At 61.5% G+C, this 20905-nt stretch carries 27 protein-coding genes, 1 tRNA gene and 1 pseudogene; 20 read left to right on the top strand and 9 right to left on the bottom strand.

Annotation, left to right across the window (positions count from 1 at the left end; all coding sequences use genetic code 11):
• Window positions 1–750 (top strand): alanyl-tRNA editing protein, encoded by a 750-nt coding sequence (locus ACMUJL_RS20445; RefSeq protein WP_068290025.1) that lies wholly within the window; start codon window positions 1–3, stop codon window positions 748–750.
• Between the two features lie 37 nt (window positions 751–787).
• Here ACMUJL_RS20445 and ACMUJL_RS20450 read toward each other — a convergent pair whose 3' ends face one another.
• On the bottom strand, window positions 788–2032 hold the full coding sequence (locus tag ACMUJL_RS20450; RefSeq protein ID WP_082896262.1) for an AI-2E family transporter: 1245 nt from the start codon (window positions 2030–2032) through the stop codon (window positions 788–790).
• 221 nt (window positions 2033–2253) lie between these two features.
• On the opposite strand from ACMUJL_RS20450, the gene ACMUJL_RS20455 reads away from it, so the two are divergent.
• Together ACMUJL_RS20455 and ACMUJL_RS20460 are read left to right on the top strand one after the other, a co-directional pair.
• Window positions 2254–2343, top strand: a tRNA-Ser gene (locus tag ACMUJL_RS20455).
• A 529-nt stretch (window positions 2344–2872) separates the two neighbouring features.
• On the top strand, window positions 2873–3238 hold the full coding sequence (locus ACMUJL_RS20460; RefSeq protein WP_375571322.1) for a hypothetical protein: 366 nt from the start codon (window positions 2873–2875) through the stop codon (window positions 3236–3238).
• Window positions 3239–3440: 202 nt separating this feature from the next.
• Here the strand turns inward: ACMUJL_RS20460 and ACMUJL_RS20465 are convergent, their stop codons facing one another.
• The 6 genes from ACMUJL_RS20465 to ACMUJL_RS20490 form a co-directional block, all read right to left on the bottom strand.
• Window positions 3441–3827 (bottom strand): hypothetical protein, encoded by a 387-nt coding sequence (locus tag ACMUJL_RS20465; protein ID WP_375571320.1) that lies wholly within the window; start codon window positions 3825–3827, stop codon window positions 3441–3443.
• Window positions 3824–5149, bottom strand: coding sequence for a recombinase family protein (locus tag ACMUJL_RS20470; RefSeq protein WP_375574048.1), 1326 nt, complete (start codon window positions 5147–5149; stop codon window positions 3824–3826). The genes ACMUJL_RS20465 and ACMUJL_RS20470 overlap by 4 nt, the downstream gene beginning before the upstream one ends.
• The gene (locus ACMUJL_RS20475) at window positions 5149–5586 is read right to left on the bottom strand and encodes a DUF2924 domain-containing protein (RefSeq protein WP_375571318.1); all 438 of its coding nucleotides are present in this window, start codon (window positions 5584–5586) and stop codon (window positions 5149–5151) included. The genes ACMUJL_RS20470 and ACMUJL_RS20475 overlap by 1 nt, the downstream gene beginning before the upstream one ends.
• Window positions 5587–5632: 46 nt before the next feature.
• Window positions 5633–5881, bottom strand: a complete 249-nt coding sequence (locus ACMUJL_RS20480; protein ID WP_375571316.1) for a hypothetical protein — start codon at window positions 5879–5881, stop codon at window positions 5633–5635.
• Window positions 5882–6007: 126 nt separating this feature from the next.
• Window positions 6008–6790 carry a hypothetical protein gene (locus ACMUJL_RS20485; RefSeq protein ID WP_416914058.1) on the bottom strand — a complete coding sequence of 261 codons (783 nt, stop codon included), beginning with the start codon at window positions 6788–6790 and terminating at the stop codon, window positions 6008–6010.
• Window positions 6741–7418, bottom strand: a complete 678-nt coding sequence (locus ACMUJL_RS20490; protein WP_375571312.1) for an XRE family transcriptional regulator — start codon at window positions 7416–7418, stop codon at window positions 6741–6743. Before ACMUJL_RS20490 ends, ACMUJL_RS20485 begins: the two co-directional genes overlap by 50 nt.
• A 108-nt stretch (window positions 7419–7526) precedes the next feature.
• Here ACMUJL_RS20490 and ACMUJL_RS20495 point away from each other — a divergent pair, with 108 nt between their 5' ends.
• From ACMUJL_RS20495 to ACMUJL_RS20575, 17 genes are all read left to right on the top strand, one after another.
• On the top strand, window positions 7527–8210 hold the full coding sequence (locus ACMUJL_RS20495) for a hypothetical protein (RefSeq protein ID WP_375571310.1): 684 nt from the start codon (window positions 7527–7529) through the stop codon (window positions 8208–8210).
• Window positions 8211–8408: 198 nt separating this feature from the next.
• A complete protein-coding gene (locus tag ACMUJL_RS20500) occupies window positions 8409–8618 on the top strand; it encodes a helix-turn-helix transcriptional regulator (RefSeq protein WP_375571308.1) in 210 nt (69 codons plus the stop codon).
• Window positions 8618–8923 carry a hypothetical protein gene (locus ACMUJL_RS20505; RefSeq protein WP_375571306.1) on the top strand — a complete coding sequence of 102 codons (306 nt, stop codon included), beginning with the start codon at window positions 8618–8620 and terminating at the stop codon, window positions 8921–8923. The genes ACMUJL_RS20500 and ACMUJL_RS20505 overlap by 1 nt, the downstream gene beginning before the upstream one ends.
• A gap of 22 nt (window positions 8924–8945) precedes the next feature.
• Window positions 8946–9434 (top strand): hypothetical protein, encoded by a 489-nt coding sequence (locus ACMUJL_RS20510; protein WP_375571304.1) that lies wholly within the window; start codon window positions 8946–8948, stop codon window positions 9432–9434.
• Entirely contained in the window at window positions 9431–10207 is a 777-nt protein-coding gene (locus ACMUJL_RS20515; RefSeq protein WP_375571302.1) for a hypothetical protein, read from the top strand. The genes ACMUJL_RS20510 and ACMUJL_RS20515 overlap by 4 nt, the downstream gene beginning before the upstream one ends.
• Window positions 10200–10697: a hypothetical protein gene (locus ACMUJL_RS20520; protein ID WP_416914065.1), complete on the top strand. Its 498-nt coding sequence runs from the start codon at window positions 10200–10202 to the stop codon at window positions 10695–10697. The genes ACMUJL_RS20515 and ACMUJL_RS20520 overlap by 8 nt, the downstream gene beginning before the upstream one ends.
• Window positions 10697–11443 (top strand): ATP-binding protein, encoded by a 747-nt coding sequence (locus ACMUJL_RS20525; RefSeq protein WP_375571298.1) that lies wholly within the window; start codon window positions 10697–10699, stop codon window positions 11441–11443. Before ACMUJL_RS20520 ends, ACMUJL_RS20525 begins: the two co-directional genes overlap by 1 nt.
• Before the next feature lie 21 nt (window positions 11444–11464).
• A complete protein-coding gene (locus ACMUJL_RS20530) occupies window positions 11465–11962 on the top strand; it encodes a DUF669 domain-containing protein (RefSeq protein WP_375571296.1) in 498 nt (165 codons plus the stop codon).
• 65 nt (window positions 11963–12027) lie between these two features.
• Complete coding sequence (locus ACMUJL_RS20535) at window positions 12028–12390, top strand: hypothetical protein (protein WP_375571294.1); 363 nt, start codon at window positions 12028–12030, stop codon at window positions 12388–12390.
• Window positions 12390–13334: a hypothetical protein gene (locus ACMUJL_RS20540; RefSeq protein ID WP_375571292.1), complete on the top strand. Its 945-nt coding sequence runs from the start codon at window positions 12390–12392 to the stop codon at window positions 13332–13334. Before ACMUJL_RS20535 ends, ACMUJL_RS20540 begins: the two co-directional genes overlap by 1 nt.
• Window positions 13328–15064 (top strand): DEAD/DEAH box helicase, encoded by a 1737-nt coding sequence (locus ACMUJL_RS20545; RefSeq protein ID WP_375571290.1) that lies wholly within the window; start codon window positions 13328–13330, stop codon window positions 15062–15064. Before ACMUJL_RS20540 ends, ACMUJL_RS20545 begins: the two co-directional genes overlap by 7 nt.
• Entirely contained in the window at window positions 15061–15285 is a 225-nt protein-coding gene (locus ACMUJL_RS20550; protein WP_375571288.1) for a DUF6511 domain-containing protein, read from the top strand. Before ACMUJL_RS20545 ends, ACMUJL_RS20550 begins: the two co-directional genes overlap by 4 nt.
• Complete coding sequence (locus ACMUJL_RS20555) at window positions 15285–17555, top strand: PriCT-2 domain-containing protein (RefSeq protein WP_416914060.1); 2271 nt, start codon at window positions 15285–15287, stop codon at window positions 17553–17555. Before ACMUJL_RS20550 ends, ACMUJL_RS20555 begins: the two co-directional genes overlap by 1 nt.
• A 392-nt stretch (window positions 17556–17947) precedes the next feature.
• Window positions 17948–18436 (top strand): crossover junction endodeoxyribonuclease RuvC, encoded by a 489-nt coding sequence (locus ACMUJL_RS20560; RefSeq protein ID WP_375571284.1) that lies wholly within the window; start codon window positions 17948–17950, stop codon window positions 18434–18436.
• On the top strand, window positions 18433–18633 hold the full coding sequence (locus tag ACMUJL_RS20565; RefSeq protein WP_375571282.1) for a hypothetical protein: 201 nt from the start codon (window positions 18433–18435) through the stop codon (window positions 18631–18633). Before ACMUJL_RS20560 ends, ACMUJL_RS20565 begins: the two co-directional genes overlap by 4 nt.
• Window positions 18626–19006 carry a DUF6362 family protein gene (locus ACMUJL_RS20570; RefSeq protein WP_375571280.1) on the top strand — a complete coding sequence of 127 codons (381 nt, stop codon included), beginning with the start codon at window positions 18626–18628 and terminating at the stop codon, window positions 19004–19006. The genes ACMUJL_RS20565 and ACMUJL_RS20570 overlap by 8 nt, the downstream gene beginning before the upstream one ends.
• Window positions 19007–19097: 91 nt before the next feature.
• Window positions 19098–19385, top strand: coding sequence for an integration host factor subunit beta (locus tag ACMUJL_RS20575; RefSeq protein WP_375571278.1), 288 nt, complete (start codon window positions 19098–19100; stop codon window positions 19383–19385).
• 59 nt (window positions 19386–19444) lie between these two features.
• Here ACMUJL_RS20575 and ACMUJL_RS20580 read toward each other — a convergent pair whose 3' ends face one another.
• Window positions 19445–20278, bottom strand: a complete 834-nt coding sequence (locus tag ACMUJL_RS20580; RefSeq protein ID WP_375571276.1) for a trypsin-like serine peptidase — start codon at window positions 20276–20278, stop codon at window positions 19445–19447.
• A gap of 103 nt (window positions 20279–20381) precedes the next feature.
• Window positions 20382–20537 (bottom strand): annotated as a pseudogene (locus ACMUJL_RS20585) (IS1380 family transposase); the annotation flags it as partial.
• Window positions 20538–20905 lie beyond the last annotated feature (368 nt).

Genomic DNA, 20905 nt, shown 5'->3' on the forward strand with positions numbered 1-20905 from the left:
ATGACCGAGATGCTGTTTCGTACCGATGCCTATCTCAGGCAGGCCGAGGGCAAGGTGCTGGCCCATACACCCGAAGGCGGGCTGATCATCGACCGCAGCATCTTCTATCCGCACGGGGGCGGACAGCCGGGTGACAGCGGCCGCCTGGCCTGGGACGGGGGCGAGGTGGTGATCCTCGATACCCGCAAGGCCGAGGGGGGGCGCATCATGCTGATGCCCGAAGCGGGCCATGCGCCGCGCGTCTTGCCGCCGGTCGGCGCGCAGATCCGCCAGGATCTGGATTGGGACCGGCGTCACCGGCACATGCGTGTCCATACCGCGCTGCATCTGCTGTCGGTCGTGGTGCCGCTGCCGGTGACGGGGGGATCGGTCAGCGCGGACAAGGGGCGGCTGGATTTCGACATGCCCGAGGCGCCCGACGATCGCGACGACCTGGCGGCCGAGTTGAACGCGCTGATCGCACGGGACCTGCCGGTGACCGAGGAATGGATCACCGACGAGGAACTGGAGGCCAACCCCGGTCTGGTCAAGACGATGTCGGTGATGCCGCCGATGGGATCGGGGCGGATCCGGCTGGTACGGATCGGGCAGGGGGCGGAACAGGTCGATTTGCAACCCTGCGGCGGCACCCATGTGGCGCGCACGGGCGAAATCGGCCGCGTGACCTTGGGCAAGTTCGAAAAGAAGGGCCGGCAGAACCGCCGCATCACCCTGCTGCTTGAGGACCAGGCCTTGACGCAGGGCGCCTGAACGGGTGGGGGGCGCCTGAACGGGGCGCGCCCCTGGCTTACTCGCCGGGGGCTGCGGCTTGGTCGGCGCGGTGCCGGTCGTCCCTGCCCGATGCTCCAAGGCCGATGCCGCCCGTCAGGCTTGGCAGGTCCTTTTCGGTGTCGGGCAGCCCTTCGCGCGACAAGAGCACGGCCAGCCCGCGCAATTCGGGGATATGGCTGCAGATGATCATGATCGCGACCATGATCGGCACGGACAGGAACATGCCCGGAATGCCCCAGACCGCCGCCCAGAAGGCCAGGTTGATGATGATCCCGAAGGACGACAGCCGCAGCGCGTGGCCCATCAGCATCGGGTCGATGACATTGCCGTTCAGGAACTGAATGCCCGTCACGATCAGGAAGATCGCCAGGGTCAGGGACGGATCCTCGAGCTGGACGAAGGCAATCAGCGCCACGACGATCGTGGCCACGATCGATCCGATGTTGGGGATGTAGTTCAGCACGAAGGTCAGGATGCCCATGGCCACGGCCAGTTCCAGCGAGAAGAGCTTGCACACGAAGAAGACCATCACGCCGGTCACGATGCTGACCGCGGTCTTGACCAGAAGGTAGTAGTTCACCCGGTGGATGATCGAGCCGATGATGCGGCTGACATGTTTCGCCTGCGCCTCGTCGCGAAAGAAATTCGTCAGCTTCGTATCGAACCAGATTCGTTCGGCGAAGAGGAACCCCACGAACAGGATCACCAGCACTGTGGCCTGCAGCAGGTTGCCGGCCTGCGCCGCCATCTGGCGCAGGTAGCCCGAGATTTCGGCGGTGCGGAACGTGTTCAGGATCGAGGCTTCGATATCCTCGCCCAGCCATGAAAAAAGGGCGGCAACGGCGAAGGGCGCACGCTCGGTATAGGCGAGGGCCGTGGACAGCACCGTGTTGACCTGGCTCAGGATGATCGAGGTCAGGGTCAGAAGCACGGCCGAAATCAGCAGAAGTGCCGCGATGCTGGCCAGCCAGTTGGGGATGCGGAACGGCCCCACCTGCAGGCGCGCGATGAAGTTGATCGCATCCGAGGTCAGGCTGAACAGCACGATCGCGGTGGCCAGCGACACCAGCAGGAACTGCGCCTGCACCAGAAGGAACAGGACAACGGCGAAGGCGATGATGATCAGGGCGGTGGTCTGGATGCGCGAATACTGCCCCACATCGCCGCGCCGGGTGGGGGCGTCTTGTTGCGCTTGCGCCGTCGTCTCGGCCTCGGCCGCGGGATCAAGCTGCGAAACATGGGGCGGCGGCAAAGTGGTCATGCGGACAGTGGCCTTGTCGTGCTGAGGATCGTTCACCCTTTCAAGCCTGACGGACGCCCGGCCCATGGGTTCGGCCCAACTATGTTGCATCTGAAAGCAAGACTCAACGTTCACGCCGCGGGCCACAAGGAATTGTTTGGCGATACTCGTCATTCTGTCCAGAACCGCGCCATTCCGGGTCTTGCATTCGCCTGACATGTGAGGATAGAAGGCCAGCTAACGGAGAGGTGGCCGAGTGGTCGAAGGCGCACGCCTGGAAAGTGTGTAGGCGGGAGACCGTCTCCAGGGTTCGAATCCCTGTCTCTCCGCCACTTGCACATCGCAAACCCGAGATGAGGTCCCTGACGGGGCCTTTTTTCTTTTGGTTTCAAAGGGGTTTAGCGAGGCCATCCGACTTTCGGAGACTGGCGATTGGGGAGAAATCGGTCTCTGAACGCCCCGCGTCTCTTTCCATCCGCCCTTCACCCAAATCGAGACGGATTCAAAAAATGGCGCCTTTTCAGTTGGTTGGTGAAATCGAACTACGCCGCAGTTGAAGCAGGTTCGTCTGCTCTCGGCGCCAACAGAGACACTCTAAGGCGGCGTTATTGTGCGGGGTGGTGCGAACTACAGCGCGGGATCAGGCTTCTGGCCCTAGGTCGCAACGGGCCGAAAGCGGTCATTCGATTTTCTGACTAGCATTGTGTCGTTGACGTCCAAGCCTGCTCGGTCCTTGACCAAAGCAGGCGGGCGATCACACCAGAATGCTCGCAAGCGTCACGGGCTGCCGCTCGCGGTCTGGGCGGCCTTGCGTGGGCGCGGAAACTCGAGCAAACTGGATGTGGCGGAACGGAGTTCGACATGGGCAAGGGCGACTATTCGGGTGGATCAACCTTGGTGGGTCCGGGATCGGGCTGGTTCGGAGAACCGGACCCCAGGACCGAACGCGTGCATGCCGTTGGACGGGCCGAGGGCGAGGCCGCGCGAGAGCGCCTCCTGAACAAGGAACGCCTGCAACAGGAAAAAATCCGAAAGTCCAACGACAAGATTGCCAACGGGTTGAGGCGGCATAAGGAGAAGGTGGAGAAGATGCGCGCCGCCCTAGCGGCGAAAGAAGCTTCAGGACCACCCACCAAAGTTCTGCGCAGCCGGGAGGAGACCGAGGCACTGATGGCGAAGGTCGAGGTGGTCCGCAGGCCCCCGCGGCGTGTCGTCAAGAAGCCCTGAGACCCGCAACGCTCAGCCGTTCTCGCTGCGAATCTGCTCCGGAAACCCTACGCCCGGAATGAGGAAAATGAGCAACCTGCGTGAAGAGGTCTCAGGCGACATGTGTAACGCAATGACTGCTGCGTCTTGTAGCAGACGGGAAGCGGCGCTTCCTTGGCCACAGATGAGCGTCAGCATTGGGCCGTTCACGTCGATCTGCTGCCTAATCGCCAACGGCCCGCCCCACCTGCTCCCCCCAAGCCTCCCCCGCCAGAAAACACAGGTCATACAGGCTAACCGCCGACGCCTCCCGCCGACAGGTCAACCGCTTCAGCACCTCGGGGGCCAGATAGGCGAGCCGCAGCTGCCTGCTGACATGGCGCTCCGCGAGTCCAACGGCCTCGGCCAGTTCCTGGATCGTGGCGAACTCACCCGCCTCCATGCGCCGCCGCCATCCCCATGCCCGGCCGATGGCCCGCAGGATGTGCGGATCTTGGGTCTGATCCTCGCTTGGGCGGTAGTCGGCGGGTGGCAGGATCTTCGGCCGCCCGTTCTTCTTGCGCACCTTCAGCGGGATCAACACGCGGATCGTGTCGTAAGGCTTTGTCATTCCGCCGCCTCCATTCTAAGAGGTGCGAGCATCTCGCGGATGACGCCCGCAATGCCTTCGCGGCGAATGTCGACCTCGAGCCCGGCAGCGGTGACCGTGACCCGCCGCACCAGAAGCTGGATGATCCGGGCCTGTTCGGGTGGGAAGAGTTGCGACCAGAGCGCGTTGAACTCGTGCAAGGCTGCGATGGCGTCCGCCTCAGCCACTCCGCCGCCGTCGCGTTTCAGGGCAGCCAGCACCTGCGTGACAACCTCTGGCGTTTGCAGGATGCGCCGAACTTCGGTCACGACCGCGTCCTCGACCATTCCGGCGGCTAGCCGCATCGGAGCAGTCTCCTCGCCAGTCTCGCGATTCCGGATCACGTCCATGGAGACGTAGTAGCGGTAAAGCTTCGCCCCCTTTTTCGTACTGGTCGGCGTCATGGCCGCGCCATTTTCGCTGAAGATCAGCCCCTTCAAGAGAGCAGGAGTTTGCGCCCGGCTGTTGTTCGCTCGCTTGCGGGGGCTTTCCTGCAGGATGGCATGCACGCGATCCCAGAGGTCCGCGTCGATGATGGCGTCATGTTCACCGGGATAGGCCTTGCCCTTGTGCAGAGCCTCGCCCCGATACACCCGGTTGTTCAGAAGGCGGTACAGGTAGCCCTTATCGATCAGCGTGCCCTGTTTGTTTCGGAACCCATCGCTTCGCAACTCGCGGGCCAGAACGGTCGCGGAACCCAATTCGATAAACCGCTGGAAGATCCCGCGCACAGAGGCGGCCTCGACCTCGTTTACCACCAGCTTGCGATCCTGCACATCATAGCCGAGGGGCACATACCCTCCCATCCAGATGCCGCGCTTGCGGGAGGCTGCTACCTTATCACGGATGCGTTCGCCGATGACCTCGCGCTCGAACTGGGCAAACGACAGCAGGATGTTCAGCGTTAACCGCCCCATGGATGTGGTGGTGTTGAAAGATTGCGTCACCGAGACGAAGGTGACCCCGTTGCGGTCGAATACTTCGACCAGCTTGGAGAAATCCATCAACGAGCGCGACAGTCGGTCGATCTTGTAGACGACGACGACATCGATCAGACCATCGTCGATATCGGCCAGCAACTGCTTGAGCCCCGGGCGCTCGAGAGTGCCACCAGAAAACCCGCCGTCGTCGTAGCGTTCGCGCGTGGCAACCCAGCCTTCAGATTTCTGGCTTGCGATATAGGCTTCGCAGGCCTCCCGCTGCGCATCGAGGCTGTTGAATTCCATGTCGAGCCCTTCTTCGCTCGACTTGCGGGTGTAGATGGCGCAGCGCAGGCGGCGGTTCGGGCGGGTTTCCATCTGCATCATGCCTCCTCCCGCTTGCGCTCGCGCAGGCCGAAGAAGCGGTACCCGTTCCAACGGGTGCCAGTGATTTCGCGGGCGACGGCGGAGAGAGATTTGAACTTCCGACCCTGCCAATCGAAGCCATCTTTCAGAACGGTAACGGTGTGCTCGACGCCGTCCCATTCGCGCAGCAGCTTCGTGCCCGTCACGGGATTGCGGGGATCAGCGATCTGGTGTTTGCGCCGGGCGTGGCCTTCGACCTCATCGGCCAAAAGATCCAGCATGCGGCGTGTCTCACGGTCCGGGCCGCCGTAGGTTAATTCCTGAAGCCGATAGGCGATCCGCAGTTCAAGAAACGCGCGGCTGTTGTTCGGCGCCGAGGTGCCGAGGAGCTTCTCCCATTCGGCTTTCAACTCCTTGACAGACATTGCCTTCATGGCGGCCAGGCGCGACAGCACTGTCTGGTCTAGGCTTTGATCATGACCTGGCTGCGTTGGCGTTATCCTATTGTGATGCTTCATGAATTCCTCCGATGCGGATACGTTTTGCACGACGACCACCGCTCTTTCGGGGAGAGAAGTCCACGAAACTGTCTCCGTTCTCGGCAGATAAACCGCTGGACTTCGTGGCGTTCAGCCGAACGACACCTGCGGCCAGGATGCGCCCGATCTCGGCGAGGCGCGCGTCGGCCGACATGCGCTCAGGGCATAGGGGATTGGGCCCCGAAATCGGGGTTTCACGTTCATCAAGCATGGGAGCGCCTTTCGGGTTGGTGAACCCACTTGAGTCCCAACAGAACCCAATAATCAAGCCGAAACAATCGGTTGGTGAAGGCCTGCGGGCTCGAGAGTACGTGTTAGGGTTTGCGGCTTGGCGCAATCAATGACGTGTGGCAGGTTTCACCAGTGGATCAGTCTCGAGTTTGAGTGCGGCTTTCCAAAGCGGAGTTTTGGTGAAAACGCTGCGCTCGGTGCTTTGAAACCCTTTGACGCGGTTCATGTGAAGCAAGCCAACCCAACAAAGCGGCCGAAGTATGTTGAGGTACAAGCTGCCAAGCACGTCATCGTAGCGGGGTAACGGGCTGTGGTCGGGTGGGCCGTAAAGGGTATGGCGCAGATCCGCACCTGTAATGCCGTCCTCGGCCTCGACATTCAGAATGTTCAAAAACATGTCCCAGTTGCCAAGAAGAGGTCCATCGCTGAAACGCGTGTATCCGGTGTGGTTCACCTCAAAGAGATAAAATGGTGTAATGATCCCGAAGAGTTGCCCAGGATGCCGGCTGACTTCCGTGCCTGCCTTGGTTAGTTTGAACTGCCCCTTGTAGTGCCGCCCCATCTTGAGGGTCGTCAGCAAGAAGTGGATATCGCTGAGCGGCATGAAATCCTGCTCGTTCAGGACTTTGTTCACGGCAAAGAGGTCCGCCTCGGTATGGCCGTGCCAGTTGAACTCCCGCGCCGCCCAATGCACGAAGTTGCGCTTGAAGCCTTTGGAGGCCGTGAGGCCGATGCCGCCGTGTTCAGCAACATAGGCGAAGGTTTTTAGAAAGCCTCTGAGCAATGGCGAATAGCTGAGGGTTGGCTCGTCATCAGCAAGGGAACAGAATTCAATCACCTCAAATCTCCCGCGCAAACCAACGAATGCGGCCAATGATGACGATTTCATCTGCCGTGCGCTCGTACTCCGGATAGTGCTTGTTGTCCGAGATCACGCGGACGGCAGGCGGATCGCTGTTCGGGACATGTTGCAGGCGCTTCGCTACCAAGCCCATGCCATCATCCAGAACAAAGATCCCAGGTGGGTTCGGGGCCTTACGGTCCATGTCAACGAGCACGGTGTCACCATCAAAGAGCGTGGGTTCCATGCTGTCGCCCTCGACCTTCATGATCCGGAGTTGGGAGGGCGATGCCTTTAGACCTTGTTTGATCCAAGACTTCCGGAAGTGGTAAGCACGACCTGGTTCGTCATAGATCTCAAGTGCCACGGACCCGCCGCCCATTGAGGGCCGCACGGGGGCTTGCGCGATCGGCACGAAGCTTTCGTCGGGGTTTTCCAAGAAAGGGGATGGCCCCTCGATATCACCAATGCCGTGGATCAGCCAATCTACTTCGACCTTGAGGACGCGCGCGACCTCCATCAATCGATCTAGGCCCGGCCGAGATGAGCGGCCTCGCAGGATGTCGTACACGAAAGACCGATTGACCCTGGCCATCTCCGCAACATGCGCGGGGCTGAGCCCAAGCTGGTCCGCACGCGCCTGCAGTCGGTCGGCCAAACTATGATGCGAGGTCATCTTATCCCCATCCGGTTGTGGATATAATAGGATAAGACATGATTGCTATGGGATCGTCAAGACGATAGAACAATAATGGAACATGCGGGGTGAGAGTCGGAGGCAGTCATGCGGATTGAGAAGGAGTATTATTCGCTGTCAGAGATCCTTCGGCGCTGGTCTATTGAGGAAGACGACCTGATCTACCTCGCAGAAAACAACCACGTCCGCCTGTCCATTCGGGTCTTCAATCAACTCCTAGAGTTTGGCGACTATGATGCTGACATCGATGGGGTGCGGTTCCGGGTGCCCTATGAAGAACGGGTGTTCAGCGGCCTTCTCGATCTACATGCCTGCGATGTGTTCCATCTCTTCCGCTGTGGGGAGGCTCATCTGAATGAGTTTCGCCATGATCGCTGCGGTTACGCGGCGTTTCCGGAGGTACATGCGCCGCAATATGTTGTTATTGGTGATCTTTTGATGCGACGCCATGAGCGCGATCGCTATGAAATCAAATCAGGATTTCACATGGGCGACGGACAAACTCCAGAGCAAGGGTTCATCTACACCGTCGGCTACCGCGAAGTGCGCAGCCGCGGCTTTTGCTTTCAACTGGGTGCCATCCAGGCCGACGTCGTGCGGGTGCTTCATGCCGCAGCCGAAGCGGGTCAGCCTTGGCAGAACGGAAAAACCCTTCTGACGGCTGCAGGATCGCGCAGCCTGAAAATGGTCGATGTCTTCAAGTCAAAGCCCGAGTGGCGCGAATTGATTCAGTCCGATGGGCGCGGGAACTACCGTTTGCGCTTCGATTAAAGACCGCGCAACCGTGCCTGCCGTGGGATGGGTGTGGGATCTGCTGGGGGATGGGTGCCGGATGCCCATCCCCCAGAGCGTTTCAGTGTGCTGATATTCTTCAAAAATTTCATCCGGCACTGTATCCCACTCCGATCCCGACGACATCCCACGCCGGCGTTTTGCATTGTCTCCTGGTAACCAAGACAGGAGACAAGGATGCAGTCAAAACTCTGCCTCACCCAAAAGGAGTTGGCCCGACGCTGGGCGATCTCTCACCGCACACTTGAGAGGTGGCGCTGGACCGGCGAAGGCCCCGATTATCTCAAACTCGGCGGGCGGGTCATCTACCGGCTCGAGGACATCATGACCTTTGAGGCTGCGGCATTGCGCCGAGGCAATGCCTCCCAAAGCGCAAAGGTGTCGTGATGGCGTTGCAGATCCGCGATGATATTGGCTTTTACGCTTGGGTCTCGCTCGCAGACGCAGGTGCAAGTGTCAGCTACCACCGTGGGTTTTTGGCCGTTGATACCGGCTCGCTCATGTCGCGCCTGACACCCTCTCAGCAGGCCACGTTGCGCGGCATCGCGGATGCCGCCTGGCGCGCCTCCGAGCAACAGCTGGTGCATCTCGTCCAGGAACGCCTTGGCCCGGATCTCTTTGAATACCGCGCCATCGCCCGGCCGAAACCTCCCACACCGTCCATCCCTGAACGGCTGATCGCAGCCCACTGATTTCGTTTTGAAAGGAGCCCCTATGGCTTTCCCCGAAAACACCCCGAGCGTGGATGACATGCTCAATTTGCCGGTCACAGAACTGGCTCTCATGCCACCAAACCTCCTTGCAGCTGTCCAAGCGGAAATCGATGTCGCCACCGACCACATGAAGGCGGTAATCGAGCGGTTCGCTCTGGCCCTTGAGGTCCGCTATGCGGCCCGAGCCTCTGAGTGTCGCGGTCACGAAGGCAAGGACACGGGCACCATCCGGTTCGAGGATGACGGCGTCACCGTGATCGCCGAACTCCCTAAGCGCATCGTCTGGGATCAGGCCAAGCTCGCCCAGATCGCTGCAAATATCGCATCCGCTGGCGAAGACCCGGCCGAGTTCATCGATACCAAGCTGTCGGTGTCCGAGCGCAAATTCGGCGCTTTGCCCGAAAGTTGGCGCAAGGGGTTTGAGCCCGCGCGCACGGTCCGCACCGGCAAGCCGAAGTTCCGTTTCCTTTTGAACGGAGGTGCGTTGTGACGGCACTTCTTCCCATCCCCCAGGGCGACCCGAGCCTTCCCGGTTTGATTGATCGTGCCGCGACCATGCTTTCGAATGCGAAGACCTCGGCGGAAGTCCTCGAAGCCCGTGAGGCCGCAGGGCTTGCCTACGATGTCGCAAAGCGTGCCGCGCGCCTCAGTCGGGCCAAGTCCGCGCATGATGATCTGATTGCGGCGGCCCATCGCGCCCAGGCTGATGCGTTGGAAATCGAAGCCGCCGCCAAACGCCGCCTCGCCGATGAATATGACATGGCACAGGCTCAAGGTGAGGTCGGCAAGAGCGGGGTACGAACGGACCTCGTTTCGCAGGGGAACGAGGTCGTTCCTTCCGCCGCAGACATCGGCCTTTCACGCAAAGCCATTCACGATGCGCGACTGATCCGCGACGCGGAAGAGGCTGACCCGGGCATCGTACGCCGAACCCTCGACGAGAAACTCGAGCGTGGTGAGGAGCCAAACCGGGCGGTGTTGCGCAAGATGGTGGTCGATGCCGCCATGCGCGGCATGCGCCCTGAGCGCAAACCAAGTCGCCGGAACCCGCTTTATGTCCCGCCGACACCCCAACAGGCCGCCTGGCAGCATGTCACCGGTACGTTCCGTGCCTTCGCTGAATGGGCGACGGACGAGAACTTGGCCCTTGCCCGAGCGGGGATGCGCGAGGCCCGCGACAGCCAGTTTCACCATCTCGACGTCGCCGCCATCGCGGCCGGGTCGAAAGCTTTCACCAACATCAAGGAGTGGTTCGATGCTTGACAGCCAGTCAGCAGCCTTTGCCGAACGCGTCTGGGAGGTGGCCTCTCAGCTCGGCAACAATGCCCCGAAAATAGCCGACGACATCATGGGCGAAGCCTTTCCGTTGACCTGTTCGCAGGCAAGGGCGGAAGGCGCGATGCGTATGCTGCGCATCGGGATCATTTCCGAGGTGAAGCGGATCCTGCGCAACCGCCACGACGGGCTGAGCCAGACGGATTTCGCCAACCGCTGCGATGCGTTTGCGCCCCTCGTCAGCGACCTGCGATCGAAGTCCTACTTCGTCGAAAGCGCTCAGGAATACGTCGTGGTCCCGGACCTGATCGCTGAACCCGATCTCCTCGACGATGCGCGACGCTTCATGCGGCGCAAGGGGCTTGAATGCCTTGCGGAAGCCGACCGGCTTGATGCGCTCTACGCGGCTGTCACCGGCGAAGTCGCGCCCGTCCTGGCGACGATTTCCAAACCCAACCCTGACATAGGAGAGTTCTAATGGCGATTTCACTCGCTTCCCTGCGCACGACCTCTGCGCTGACGCCACCGCGCATCTTGATCCATGGTGTGGCGGGGGTTGGCAAATCCACCTTCGCGGCCGCTGCGGATAGGCCTGTGTTCATCATGACCGAGGACGGGCTCGGCAAACTGCAGGTCCCACATTTTCCGCTGGCGACAAGCTATGCCGAAGTTGCTGAAGCGCTTGATGCGCTCCTGACCGAGGACCATGATTTTGGCACTGTGGTGATCGACAGCGTCGATTGGCTGGAGCCGCTGATCTGGGCGGAGGCCTGCCAGCGCAATAAATGGGCGTCCATCGAGGCGCCGGGGTTTGGCAAGGGCTATGCCGAGGCGCTGAATGTTTGGCGCGAATATCTCGACAAGCTCAATGCGCTTCGTGACCAGAAGGGCATGGTGGTCATCCAGATCGCCCATACCGACATCAAGCGTTTTGATAGCCCCGAGCACGAGCCCTACGACCGCTACGTGATCAAGCTGCAGACCCGCGCCTCGGCGCTGCTGCAAGAGCATTCCGATGTGGTGCTCTTCGCCAACTATCAGATCTCGGTCGCGAAATCCGATGTCGGCTTCAACAAGAAGGTGACTCGGGCGCTCGGGTCTGGTGCGCGCGTCATGCACACCGAAGAGCGCCCCGCCTTCCTCGCCAAGAACCGCTACGGCCTGCCGGACACCCTGCCACTTGAGTGGTCAGAGTTCCTCGCAGCCATGCCCCAACCTGAATGATTGCCTTGAAAGGATAAGACCATGGCACGTTTCGATACGTCCTTTGACGCGACCAGCGTTGAGCCCACCACCGCCTACGAACTGCTGCCCGCCGGCAAATATCGCGCCCAGATCGTCGAAAGCGAGATGCGCGTCACCCGCAACGGCATGGGCCAGTTCCTCTGGCTGATGCTCGATATCCTTGATGGCGAGCACAAGGGGCGGAAGATCTTCGACCAGCTGAACCTGGTGAACCCGAACCCGACCACCGTGGAAATCGCGCAGCGCACGCTCTCGGCGATCTGTCACGCGACGGGCCGGATGCATGTCAGCGACAGCGAGGAACTGCACCTGATCCCGATGATGATCCAGGTGAAGATCAAGCCGCCGAAGAATGGCTATGGCGAGAGCAATGCCATCGCCTATCTGCCGCCCGAACATGGCGCAGCGGCCCGTGCTGCCAAACCGACGCCCGCCGCGTCCGCGACACCTGCGGCTCCGGCCAAGATGACATCTGCTCCCTGGAACAAGAAGGGCTGATGCGCTGCGCCGCCTTGACCTGTTGACGGCCGGGGCGGTGCCCAACCCCATCTGAGGACATTCCCATGAGTGACATGAACAACGCGGCCCCTGTGGCCGTGATCAGCCCCGGCTTGCCTGATGATCAGCGCCGGTTGATCGAACTCGACGACGCCATTGCCAAGATCCGCACCCAAATCGCGACGGCTGATCTGGGCCGGCAGCGCGGCCATAAGCCCATCGACCCGGACTGGTTCCATCGGGCCCGCACGGCGCTCAGACACCTGAGCCGCGAACGGGCAGAACTGCTGGCCAAAAGCACCGGTCGCCGCCGCCGCGAAAAGCTGAAGGACGCGCTGATCGGTGTTCTGCGTGAGCGCCACGACCCCGAGACCTGGAGCGGCATTCTGGCCGAGGCTCAGGCACGCAGTGAACGGGAGGGTCTGTGATGGCCGAGCTTCCCGAAGCCCCCACGCCGACGCTGACGGCGATCTATGCCGATTATGAGGCCCGCCAGGGCGACGGTTTCCGCGACCACCTCGGCGCCTCGATCATCGGCAAATCCTGCGCCCGCGCGCTCTGGTATGATTTCCGCTGGGTCACGCCCGCGCGCCATTCCGGCCGCCTGCTGCGCCTCTTCGAGACTGGTCAATTGGAAGAGGACCGCCTCGTGCGCAATCTGCGCGCCACCGGCGCGACGGTGCTCGAGGTCGACCCGGAGACGGGCCGCCAGTTCCGCGTCGAAGCCCATGGCGGCCATTTCGGCGGCTCGCTGGACGGCGTTGCCATCGGCATCCTCGAGGCCCCGAAGACCTGGCATGTGCTCGAGTTCAAGACCCATGGGGTCAAGAGCTTCACTGAGCTGACCGCCAAAGGCGTGGTGCAGGCCAAGCCCCAGCATGCCGCGCAGATGCAGATCTACATGCACCTGACGGGCATCACGCGCGCCCTCTACGTCGCGGTCTGCAAGGACACCGACGCGCTGCATGTCGAGCGCATCGAGGCGGACCGCGCCATGGCCGAGCGTCTTCTGGAAAAGGCCGGGCGCATCATCTTCGCCCAGCATCCGCCCGCGCGGATCAGCCAGGACCCGGCCTGGTTCGAATGCCGGTTCTGCGATCACCATACCGCCTGCCACGAGGGTGGTGGGGCGGCCGTGACCTGCCGGTCATGTTTGCATGCAACGCCCGTTGACGGCGGCTGGCACTGCGCCCGTCACGACCGGATTCTGGTGCCGGCCGAGCAGCGTGCGGCCTGCAACCGCCATCTTTTCATCCCCGATCTCGTTCCAGGCGAGGTCATCGATGCGGGCGACGATGTCGTCACCTACCGCATGGCCGATGGCTCGACCTGGGCAAACGACGCCCGCTCAACGGAGGCCGCGCCATGCTGACCCTGCGCCCCTATCAACAGGCCGCGATCACCGCGATCTACAGCTATTTCCAATCCCACAAAGGCAATCCGCTGGTGGTGATCCCGACCGCCGGGGGCAAGAGCCTGGTCATGGCCGCCTTCATCGAAGGCGTGCTGAGAGCTTGGCCTGACCAGCGCATCCTGATCGTGACCCATGTCCGCGAGTTGATCGCCCAGAACCATGCTGAGATGATCGGCCTCTGGCCCGAGGCCCCGGCCGGCATCTATTCGGCGGGCTTGGGCAAGCGCGAGGCACAGGCCCGCATCCTCTTCGCGGGCATCCAGTCGATCCACCGCCGCGCGGCTGAGATCGGGCACACGGATCTCGTGCTGATCGACGAGGCGCACCTCATCCCCGGCAATTCCAGCACCATGTATCGGCGCTTCCTCGACGGCCTGACCCGCATCAATCCGGCACTCAAGGTCATCGGGCTGACCGCCACGCCATTCCGGGTCGACAGCGGCATGTTGCACGAAGGTAAGAACGCGCTCTTCACCGATATCGCCTATGAGGCCCCGGTGCGCGATCTGATCGACACTGGCTATCTCAGCCCGCTCGTGTCGAAACAGCCCGTCACGCGGCTCGATGTCTCGAAGGTCGGCACCCGCGCCGGTGATTACATCCAGCGCGATCTGGCAGCGGCGGTCGACAAGGAGGCCATCACCCGGGCAGCGGTCAGCGAGATCATCGCGCACGGCCGTGACCGGAAATCCTGGCTGGCTTTCTGTTCGGGTGTTGAGCACGCGCGACATGTGGCCGAGGAGTTCGGCCGCCAGGGGATCACCTGCTGCACAATCTTCGGGGATACGCCGAAGGAGGAGCGGGACGCGATCATTGCCGCCTTCAAGCGCGGCGAAATCCGCGCACTGGCCTCGATGGGCGTGCTGACCACCGGGTTCAACGCGCCCGCCGTCGATCTGATCGCGCTCCTGCGCCCCACCAAATCCGCAGGCCTCTATGTGCAGATGGTCGGTCGCGGTACGCGTCTCGCTCCGGGCAAGGAGAACTGTTTGGTCCTCGACTTTGCAGGCAATGTCCGGCGCCACGGGCCGATCGATCTGGTGCGCCCGAAACGTCCGGGTGAAGGCGGTGGTGGCGAGGCTCCGACCAAGCTCTGCCCCGAATGCGACAGCATCATCGCGCTCTCGGCAACTGAATGCCCCGATTGCGGCTACGTCTTTCCGGCTCGCGAGGTGAAGATCGCTCCGACGGCGGCCACGCTGCCAGTCCTGTCGCCGAAGATCCAATGGCTGCCCGTGCACGGCGTCTCCTACAGCCGCCACGACAAGCTTGGCGGGCTACCCTCGATGAAGGTCACCTACAGCTGCGGGCTGAAGTCCTACAGCGAATGGGTCTGTATCGAGCACCAGGGCTATGCGCGTCAGAAGGCGGCTGAGTGGTGGCGCAAGCGCGCCCCGGGCTGCCCGGTGCCGCTCACTGTCGATCAGGCCATCGCGGAAGCCGTGCGTCTTGCTCGCCCCAGCGCAATCTCGATCCGTCCCTCGGGCCGCTATGTCGAAATTTCCGGCCACAGGTTTGACCAATGCGCGCACTCCACACCGGCCTCTGCGCCGTCTGCCACCGGCAACCTCGTGGGTTTGGCTGGTTCAACCCCCACTATCGGCTCACCGACCCGCGGCGCGACACCAGCCGCAAGCACCTCTGCAGCCAGACCTGCCAGGACATCTGCCATGGGAGGAAGGGCATGATCGATCCAACCCCGAACGAGGCTGAGGCCATGACCGTCGGCGGCCAACAAGGCGGCGAGTATCTCGAAAGCATCGGGAAATCCGATCTCGCCACCCTCACCGAGACCGAGTGGGACCGTTTCATCGATGCGGTCGTCACCGGATATTGCGACCACTTGCGCGAGCTGGCGGGCCAGGACCGCAAACGCCTCGACGCCATGACCCCCGAGGTACCCTTCTGATGGCTGACACATCCTTCATGGCGCGCTTCGGCGCACGGCTCGTCACAAATGGCTACGCCATCCTGCCCATCGGCCCGGGCACGAAAAAGCCCGGCCGCTTCCAGCGTGGGGCATGGGCGGATTATCCGGAATGGAACCGTCATGCCGAGCGCGGCACGACCGAGGTCGAGGTGGCCACATGGTCATCTTGGCCGGATTGCGGCGTCGGGATCGTGGGCGGTGCTGTCGCAGCGGTCGATATCGACATCAAAGACGATGCTGATCTTGCACTGCAGATCGAGCAGCTGGCGCGCGCCCGCCTTGGCGATACGCCCGCCCTGCGCATCGGCCGGGCCCCGAAACGGATGCTGGTCTATCGCACGGCAGAGCCATTCCGGGGCATCAAGCGCCATCCGCTGGAAGTGCTCTGCCTCGGGCAACAGTTCGTGGCTTACGCCAATCATCCGGACACCGGTGCACCCTATGCCTGGCCTGAGGACGGGCTGGCGGACATCGACATCACCGATCTGCCGGAAATCACGACCGAGGCCGCGGTGGCGTTTCTTGACGAGGCCTATGCGCTGCTGCCGGAAACGCTGCGTCAGCGGGGGCTGGCGTCCAGTGCACCAGCCGGTGACATCGCGCGCAGCCACAGTCAAATCGGTACGTTGCCAGCAATCGAGGCGGCGCTCGCCTGGCTGCCAAATGCCGAACTCGACTATGACAGCTGGATGCGCGTCGGCATGGCCCTCAAAGGCGCGCTCGGCGAGGCCGGTGCTGATCTCTTTGCTGACTGGTCAGCGCAGGCGGCCAAGGATGTGCCCGCGACCACGATGAAGGCCTGGGCCAGCTTCAAGCCCGACCGGATCGGGGCTGGCACGATCTACCATCTCGCCATGGAGCGCGGCTGGCAGCCTGAGCCTGACCTTCGCCTGGACGGCAGCCTGCCCGATGGTGGAGACCATCCGGCGGCCGGTTTACTAGCGAGGCTTGATGTCGCGACGGTTGCCCCAGCAGTGTCCGCGCCAGCACCTGCGTATGCTCTGGCCATCCCTGACGGGCTGGTGGGCGATCTGACCGACTACATGCTGACCACCGCCCGGCGGCCGCAGCCGCTTCTTTCGCTCGGGGCCAGCCTCTGCGCCATTGGCGCGCTGATGGGTCGGAACTACCGCACCGAGAGCAACCTGCGCTCGAACCTTTATGTCGTTGGCATCGCGGATAGTGGATCAGGCAAGAACCACGCCCGAGAAATCATCAACGAAACCTTCTTCGAAGCCGGGCTCGCGCATCACCTCGGCGGCAACAAGATTGCCTCCGGCGCGGGGCTTTTGACCGCGCTGCACCGCCAGCCCGCGATCCTGTTCCAGATCGACGAGTTCGGCATGTTTCTGTCGGCGGCGGCGGACCGCAAGCGCAGCCCGCGCCACATCACCGAGATCCTCGACAACATGACCGAGCTCTATACCTCGGCGGGCGGGATTTTCCTCGGGGCGGAATACGCTAACCGGGATGGAACCAACGAACGGCGCGATATCAATCAGCCCTGCCTCTGCGTCTATGGTACGACGACGCCCTTGCACTTTTGGGGGGCGCTGCAAGGGGCGAACGTGGTCGATGGATCACTGGCCCGTTTCCTGATCCTGCCGAGCGATGAGGACTACCCCGATGAAAACATCGCCGTGGGCATCCGGCAGGCCCCGCCCGCGCTGATCAACGGGCTTCAGCTCATTGCATCGGGTGGGGGCACACAAAAGGGCAATCTCGCGGGCAAGACCGCCGATCAAAACACCGCCGTGAACCCGATGATCGTGCACATGACCGAGGAGGCGCGCGCCCGGTTCCGCCAGCTCAGCATCGATCTGACGGAGGAATTGCGCGCTGCCGCTGGCACGGCGTTCACAGCCATCCTCGCCCGTATCGGGGAAAACGCCCTGAAGCTTGCCCTCATCGTGGCGGTGGGGCGTGATCCTGCTCAGCCTGAAATCGAGATCACTGCTGCGGAATGGGCCATAACCTTCGTACGGCACTACGCGCAGCGCACGATGGAGGCGGTGGAGCGGCATGTCGCGGACACCGAGACCGAGGCACACCTGAAGCGGTTGAAGGAAATCATCCGAGGCTCGGGTGCCAAGGGCATCACCAAGTCCGAGATCACTCGGGCCTCGCAGTGGCTGAAATCCCGTGACCGCGATGAGATCCTGCTCACCCTGATCGAGAGCGGGGACATCACCACTGGCATGCGGGATACCGGCGGGCGGCGGGCCATGGTTTACCGGCTTCTGGCGTGATCCGGGGACTTCCTTCAAACCGGCGGTTTCTTCAATTGAAAGAAGTTTGGGTCCAAGTGCCTGTAAGAAATGGGTATTTTGACTTCCTTCACTTCTTTCAATCTTTCAAGAGGATCCCTGTATATGTGTATCCTCGCGCGCGCGGTGTAAATAAGGATGAGGTACCTCATGAAATAATTGAAATATTGAAAGAAGTTATATTATATATAGGGATCAACACCTTAGGGGCTAACTTCTTTCAAGATGCCCCGTTGAAGGAATTGAAAGAAGTCCTGGGCGGCCCGCTCGCCCCGCACCTGACATGATCAGACCACCCTTCGGGGCCTGGCGAGACCGCAGCCTTCACCGGCCAGCCCTCTCGCCACGCTCGCCAAAGCGAAGAGGAGGTTTTGATGACCCAACCCAACGAAAATCCGCGCTGCATTCTGGCGCTCGATCTCGGCACCACGACCGGCTGGGCCCTGCGCGGCTACGACGGTCTGATCACCACCGGCACGGCCAGCTTCAAGCCTGGCCGCTACGATGGAGGCGGTATGCGCTATCTGCGCTTCACAAATTGGCTTACGGAACTGGACCGGCTTTCCGGGCCCATTGCCGTGATCTGGTATGAAGAAGTCAGGCGTCACGCAGGGACGGACGCAGCCCACGTTTATGGGGGCCTTATGGCCTCACTGACGGCATGGGCTGAGTTGCGGGGAATTCCCTATGCTGGAACGCCGGTGGGCACGATCAAACGCCATGCCACGGGCCACGGAAACGCACCCAAGCAGGCCATGATCGCGGCCGCCCGTGCGCGCGGTTACAGCCCGGCGGACGACAACGAAGCCGACGCCATCGCCATCCTGCACTGGGCTCTCGAGACCCAAGGCGGTGTGGCATGAGGCTTTACCCAAAAGGCTACGGCGGCCAGCGCCGGGATCCGGAACAGGTCAAGCGTGAGGGCTGGCATGAGCAGCGCATGCTCGCCGTGTCCCTTGATGACCCGCGACTGACCTGGCCCGAGCGTGAACTCGTCCGCCAACTGGGGGACAAGCTCTACGGGCCGCTGCCCGCTGTGAGGGAGGTGCACCATGGCTGATCGCACCTGGACCGCCGACGACGTCGCCGATCATTTCGAGGAGGCTTTCCGCACCCTGCGCAAGCTGCCGCCGGTTAGGGTGCAGGGATACTTCAACGCATGGCCGCAGATCGTGCGGTCGGAGAAAGAAATCCTCGCGATGGAGCTGCAGCCGATGCGGGTATGGCCGTCGACGGCAGCGATTACCCGGCTCGAGCAGACCTTCGACTGGGTGCTGTGGATCGGCGAGGACGAACGTCGCTTGATCTGGTGGCGGGCGGCCCGGCGTCCCTGGAAGGAGATCACCTACCAACTGGGCGTCGATCGAAGCACAGCATGGCGGAAGCACAAGCTCGCTTTGACCAAGATCGCGACACGGCTCAATGCGTGTTGACACAAATTGCTTGGGCAGATTTACCTGACCTGCCCAAGCGCATCAAACAACGACAAACACTGATCACTGCGCCGCTTAAAGGGGATCATTTATGCTCAGAAGCGAATTGGTGGCCAAGATTGCTGCCGAAAACCCAAAGCTCACTCAGCACGATGCGGAGAAAATCGTGCGTACGATTTTTGACAGCATAACCGGAACACTTGCCGAGGGTGGTCGCGTCGAGTTGCGCGGCTTTGGGTCGTTTACTGCTCGCAGGCGAGAGCCGCGGCAAGGACGCGACCCTCGGACAGGTGAGGCTGTTGAGGTCGAAGCAAAGTCGGTGCCCTTCTTCAAGGCGGGCAAGGAACTGCGCGACAGGGTGAATGCCTCGGTTGCATAAAATCCCGATACTCGAACGTAGGAAGCGGTTGGGAGGGGTACAAGACCGGCCAGGCCTGATCAAGGCCGGACGAACTTGGCCCCGGTATCGCGCTGAACGCCGCCGGGCGTCACGCGGTTGATGTCGGGTAAGGCGTGCATAAAAAACCCGTCGCTAGTCGCAAGCTGCGCCTTTAACCGTTTCAGGGGTTCCTGTAACTGAGTTCCAAGGGCAACCTTGCTTCCCCGCACTTCAGCCTTGGCAGAGACAACTGAAACGATGCGCACTCCTTCAGATCCGAAGGAAAAGATTGGTGCGCCGGAAGAACCGAAATCCACCGAACACGACATGATCAATATGCCTTCCTGCTGCCCCATGACACCGCACATTTCTTGCAAGGATGGGGCATCGGAGCGGTCATAGGCATAGGACACGACGCCGACCCTGTCGCCAGTGCGCGGGCGCGCGTCCGTTTCGAAGGGCACGACCGAGGTTGTGCGGATCGGTTGCTGCAATTCCAGAAGGGCCACATCGTTGCGCACGCGCGTTGAGACAACTGTTTCATCATAGGTATAGTCAGGATCGATCACCGCCCGTCTTACCCAGCGGTAAGCTTCGGCACGGCCGTTGCGCCATCCTGCCCGGAACTCGATCTTGCTGTGGTCGATCCGCTGGCCTGTCGTTCGGTCAAACAGGCAATGCGCGGCAGTCAGAACTAGATTGGGCGCGATCAAGGCACCGGTGCAGAAACCTCGACCGTCGATATCCAGACGTCCGACGGCTTCCCATCCTCGGGTCTGATCACCCGTGTCCAGCCGAGTCAGGCGCTCGTCTTTCGCAGAAACCACGCCGGATGTTAGAAAAATGCCCGCGCATATCAGGCCCAAAGCCCGAAAAAACCTGCGATTCATCATGGTCCCTCGGAATTGGTGACTGACATTTTCCTGATGGTGATACTGCTGTCGCAAAAGTCGCCTGAAATTGCAACTACACCTCGTTGTCACAGAACTTCCTGAATGACAGATAGGACTGTGCGAGCGCGTCATCAAGTTCGCGCATCACCAGAAGGCCGCCGTCCAATTTGATCTGCGCACCCCTGAACTCAACTCGCATGCGTCGGTCAAAATCGACCCCGTCACACCGCTTCGAACTCACATTCTTTTGGGGATCCATCAAAAGCGTCCGTCACCGCCGTCACCGCTCTGATTTATATTGAAAATATTTCGTTACCGACAGCAAAATTAAGGATTTACTTGCGGGATACGGGATGAAGTGTTGCAACACTTTTGTTTTCGACAGCTGCAACAAGATCATGCTAGACAAAGCATATAATGGGGAGAGTGCGTCTCAGAGACGGGTCTCCCCGTTTTGGTACTGGAGTGGGTAGTTTGAAGCGGAGCAACTGGTGACTGGTTTGCCGAAAAAACTGTCTCCATGCAAAATGGTGCGCCTCGCAACCCATTGAAATTGAACGGGTCCCTCCTTTTTGTAACCGTATTCGGGGGGGCGAGGCCCAAGGGTTTCCCAGTGACACCCCTAAA

It is taken from the genome of Seohaeicola sp., assembly GCF_048006315.1.
In the GTDB taxonomy this organism is placed as follows: domain Bacteria; phylum Pseudomonadota; class Alphaproteobacteria; order Rhodobacterales; family Rhodobacteraceae; genus Seohaeicola.

Excerpts from the sequence above, each read along its gene's own strand:
- ACMUJL_RS20525 (WP_375571298.1), top strand. The coding sequence starts at position 10,697 with ATGGCGATTTCACTCGCTTCCCTGCGCACGACCTCTGCGCTGACGCCA.
- ACMUJL_RS20485 (WP_416914058.1), bottom strand. The coding sequence starts at position 6,790 with ATGAAATCGTCATCATTGGCCGCATTCGTTGGTTTGCGCGGGAGATTT.
- ACMUJL_RS20530 (WP_375571296.1), top strand. The coding sequence starts at position 11,465 with ATGGCACGTTTCGATACGTCCTTTGACGCGACCAGCGTTGAGCCCACC.
- ACMUJL_RS20495 (WP_375571310.1), top strand. The coding sequence starts at position 7,527 with ATGCGGATTGAGAAGGAGTATTATTCGCTGTCAGAGATCCTTCGGCGC.
- ACMUJL_RS20490 (WP_375571312.1), bottom strand. The coding sequence starts at position 7,418 with ATGACCTCGCATCATAGTTTGGCCGACCGACTGCAGGCGCGTGCGGAC.
- ACMUJL_RS20565 (WP_375571282.1), top strand. The coding sequence starts at position 18,433 with ATGAGGCTTTACCCAAAAGGCTACGGCGGCCAGCGCCGGGATCCGGAA.
- ACMUJL_RS20450 (WP_082896262.1), bottom strand. The coding sequence starts at position 2,032 with ATGACCACTTTGCCGCCGCCCCATGTTTCGCAGCTTGATCCCGCGGCC.
- ACMUJL_RS20470 (WP_375574048.1), bottom strand. The coding sequence starts at position 5,149 with ATGCAGATGGAAACCCGCCCGAACCGCCGCCTGCGCTGCGCCATCTAC.
- ACMUJL_RS20560 (WP_375571284.1), top strand. The coding sequence starts at position 17,948 with ATGACCCAACCCAACGAAAATCCGCGCTGCATTCTGGCGCTCGATCTC.
- ACMUJL_RS20460 (WP_375571322.1), top strand. The coding sequence starts at position 2,873 with ATGGGCAAGGGCGACTATTCGGGTGGATCAACCTTGGTGGGTCCGGGA.
- ACMUJL_RS20550 (WP_375571288.1), top strand. The coding sequence starts at position 15,061 with ATGATCGATCCAACCCCGAACGAGGCTGAGGCCATGACCGTCGGCGGC.
- ACMUJL_RS20500 (WP_375571308.1), top strand. The coding sequence starts at position 8,409 with ATGCAGTCAAAACTCTGCCTCACCCAAAAGGAGTTGGCCCGACGCTGG.
- ACMUJL_RS20465 (WP_375571320.1), bottom strand. The coding sequence starts at position 3,827 with ATGACAAAGCCTTACGACACGATCCGCGTGTTGATCCCGCTGAAGGTG.
- ACMUJL_RS20555 (WP_416914060.1), top strand. The coding sequence starts at position 15,285 with ATGGCTGACACATCCTTCATGGCGCGCTTCGGCGCACGGCTCGTCACA.
- ACMUJL_RS20505 (WP_375571306.1), top strand. The coding sequence starts at position 8,618 with ATGGCGTTGCAGATCCGCGATGATATTGGCTTTTACGCTTGGGTCTCG.
- ACMUJL_RS20570 (WP_375571280.1), top strand. The coding sequence starts at position 18,626 with ATGGCTGATCGCACCTGGACCGCCGACGACGTCGCCGATCATTTCGAG.
- ACMUJL_RS20520 (WP_416914065.1), top strand. The coding sequence starts at position 10,200 with ATGCTTGACAGCCAGTCAGCAGCCTTTGCCGAACGCGTCTGGGAGGTG.
- ACMUJL_RS20480 (WP_375571316.1), bottom strand. The coding sequence starts at position 5,881 with ATGCTTGATGAACGTGAAACCCCGATTTCGGGGCCCAATCCCCTATGC.
- ACMUJL_RS20545 (WP_375571290.1), top strand. The coding sequence starts at position 13,328 with ATGCTGACCCTGCGCCCCTATCAACAGGCCGCGATCACCGCGATCTAC.
- ACMUJL_RS20580 (WP_375571276.1), bottom strand. The coding sequence starts at position 20,278 with ATGATGAATCGCAGGTTTTTTCGGGCTTTGGGCCTGATATGCGCGGGC.
- ACMUJL_RS20540 (WP_375571292.1), top strand. The coding sequence starts at position 12,390 with ATGGCCGAGCTTCCCGAAGCCCCCACGCCGACGCTGACGGCGATCTAT.
- ACMUJL_RS20535 (WP_375571294.1), top strand. The coding sequence starts at position 12,028 with ATGAGTGACATGAACAACGCGGCCCCTGTGGCCGTGATCAGCCCCGGC.
- ACMUJL_RS20575 (WP_375571278.1), top strand. The coding sequence starts at position 19,098 with ATGCTCAGAAGCGAATTGGTGGCCAAGATTGCTGCCGAAAACCCAAAG.
- ACMUJL_RS20445 (WP_068290025.1), top strand. The coding sequence starts at position 1 with ATGACCGAGATGCTGTTTCGTACCGATGCCTATCTCAGGCAGGCCGAG.
- ACMUJL_RS20510 (WP_375571304.1), top strand. The coding sequence starts at position 8,946 with ATGGCTTTCCCCGAAAACACCCCGAGCGTGGATGACATGCTCAATTTG.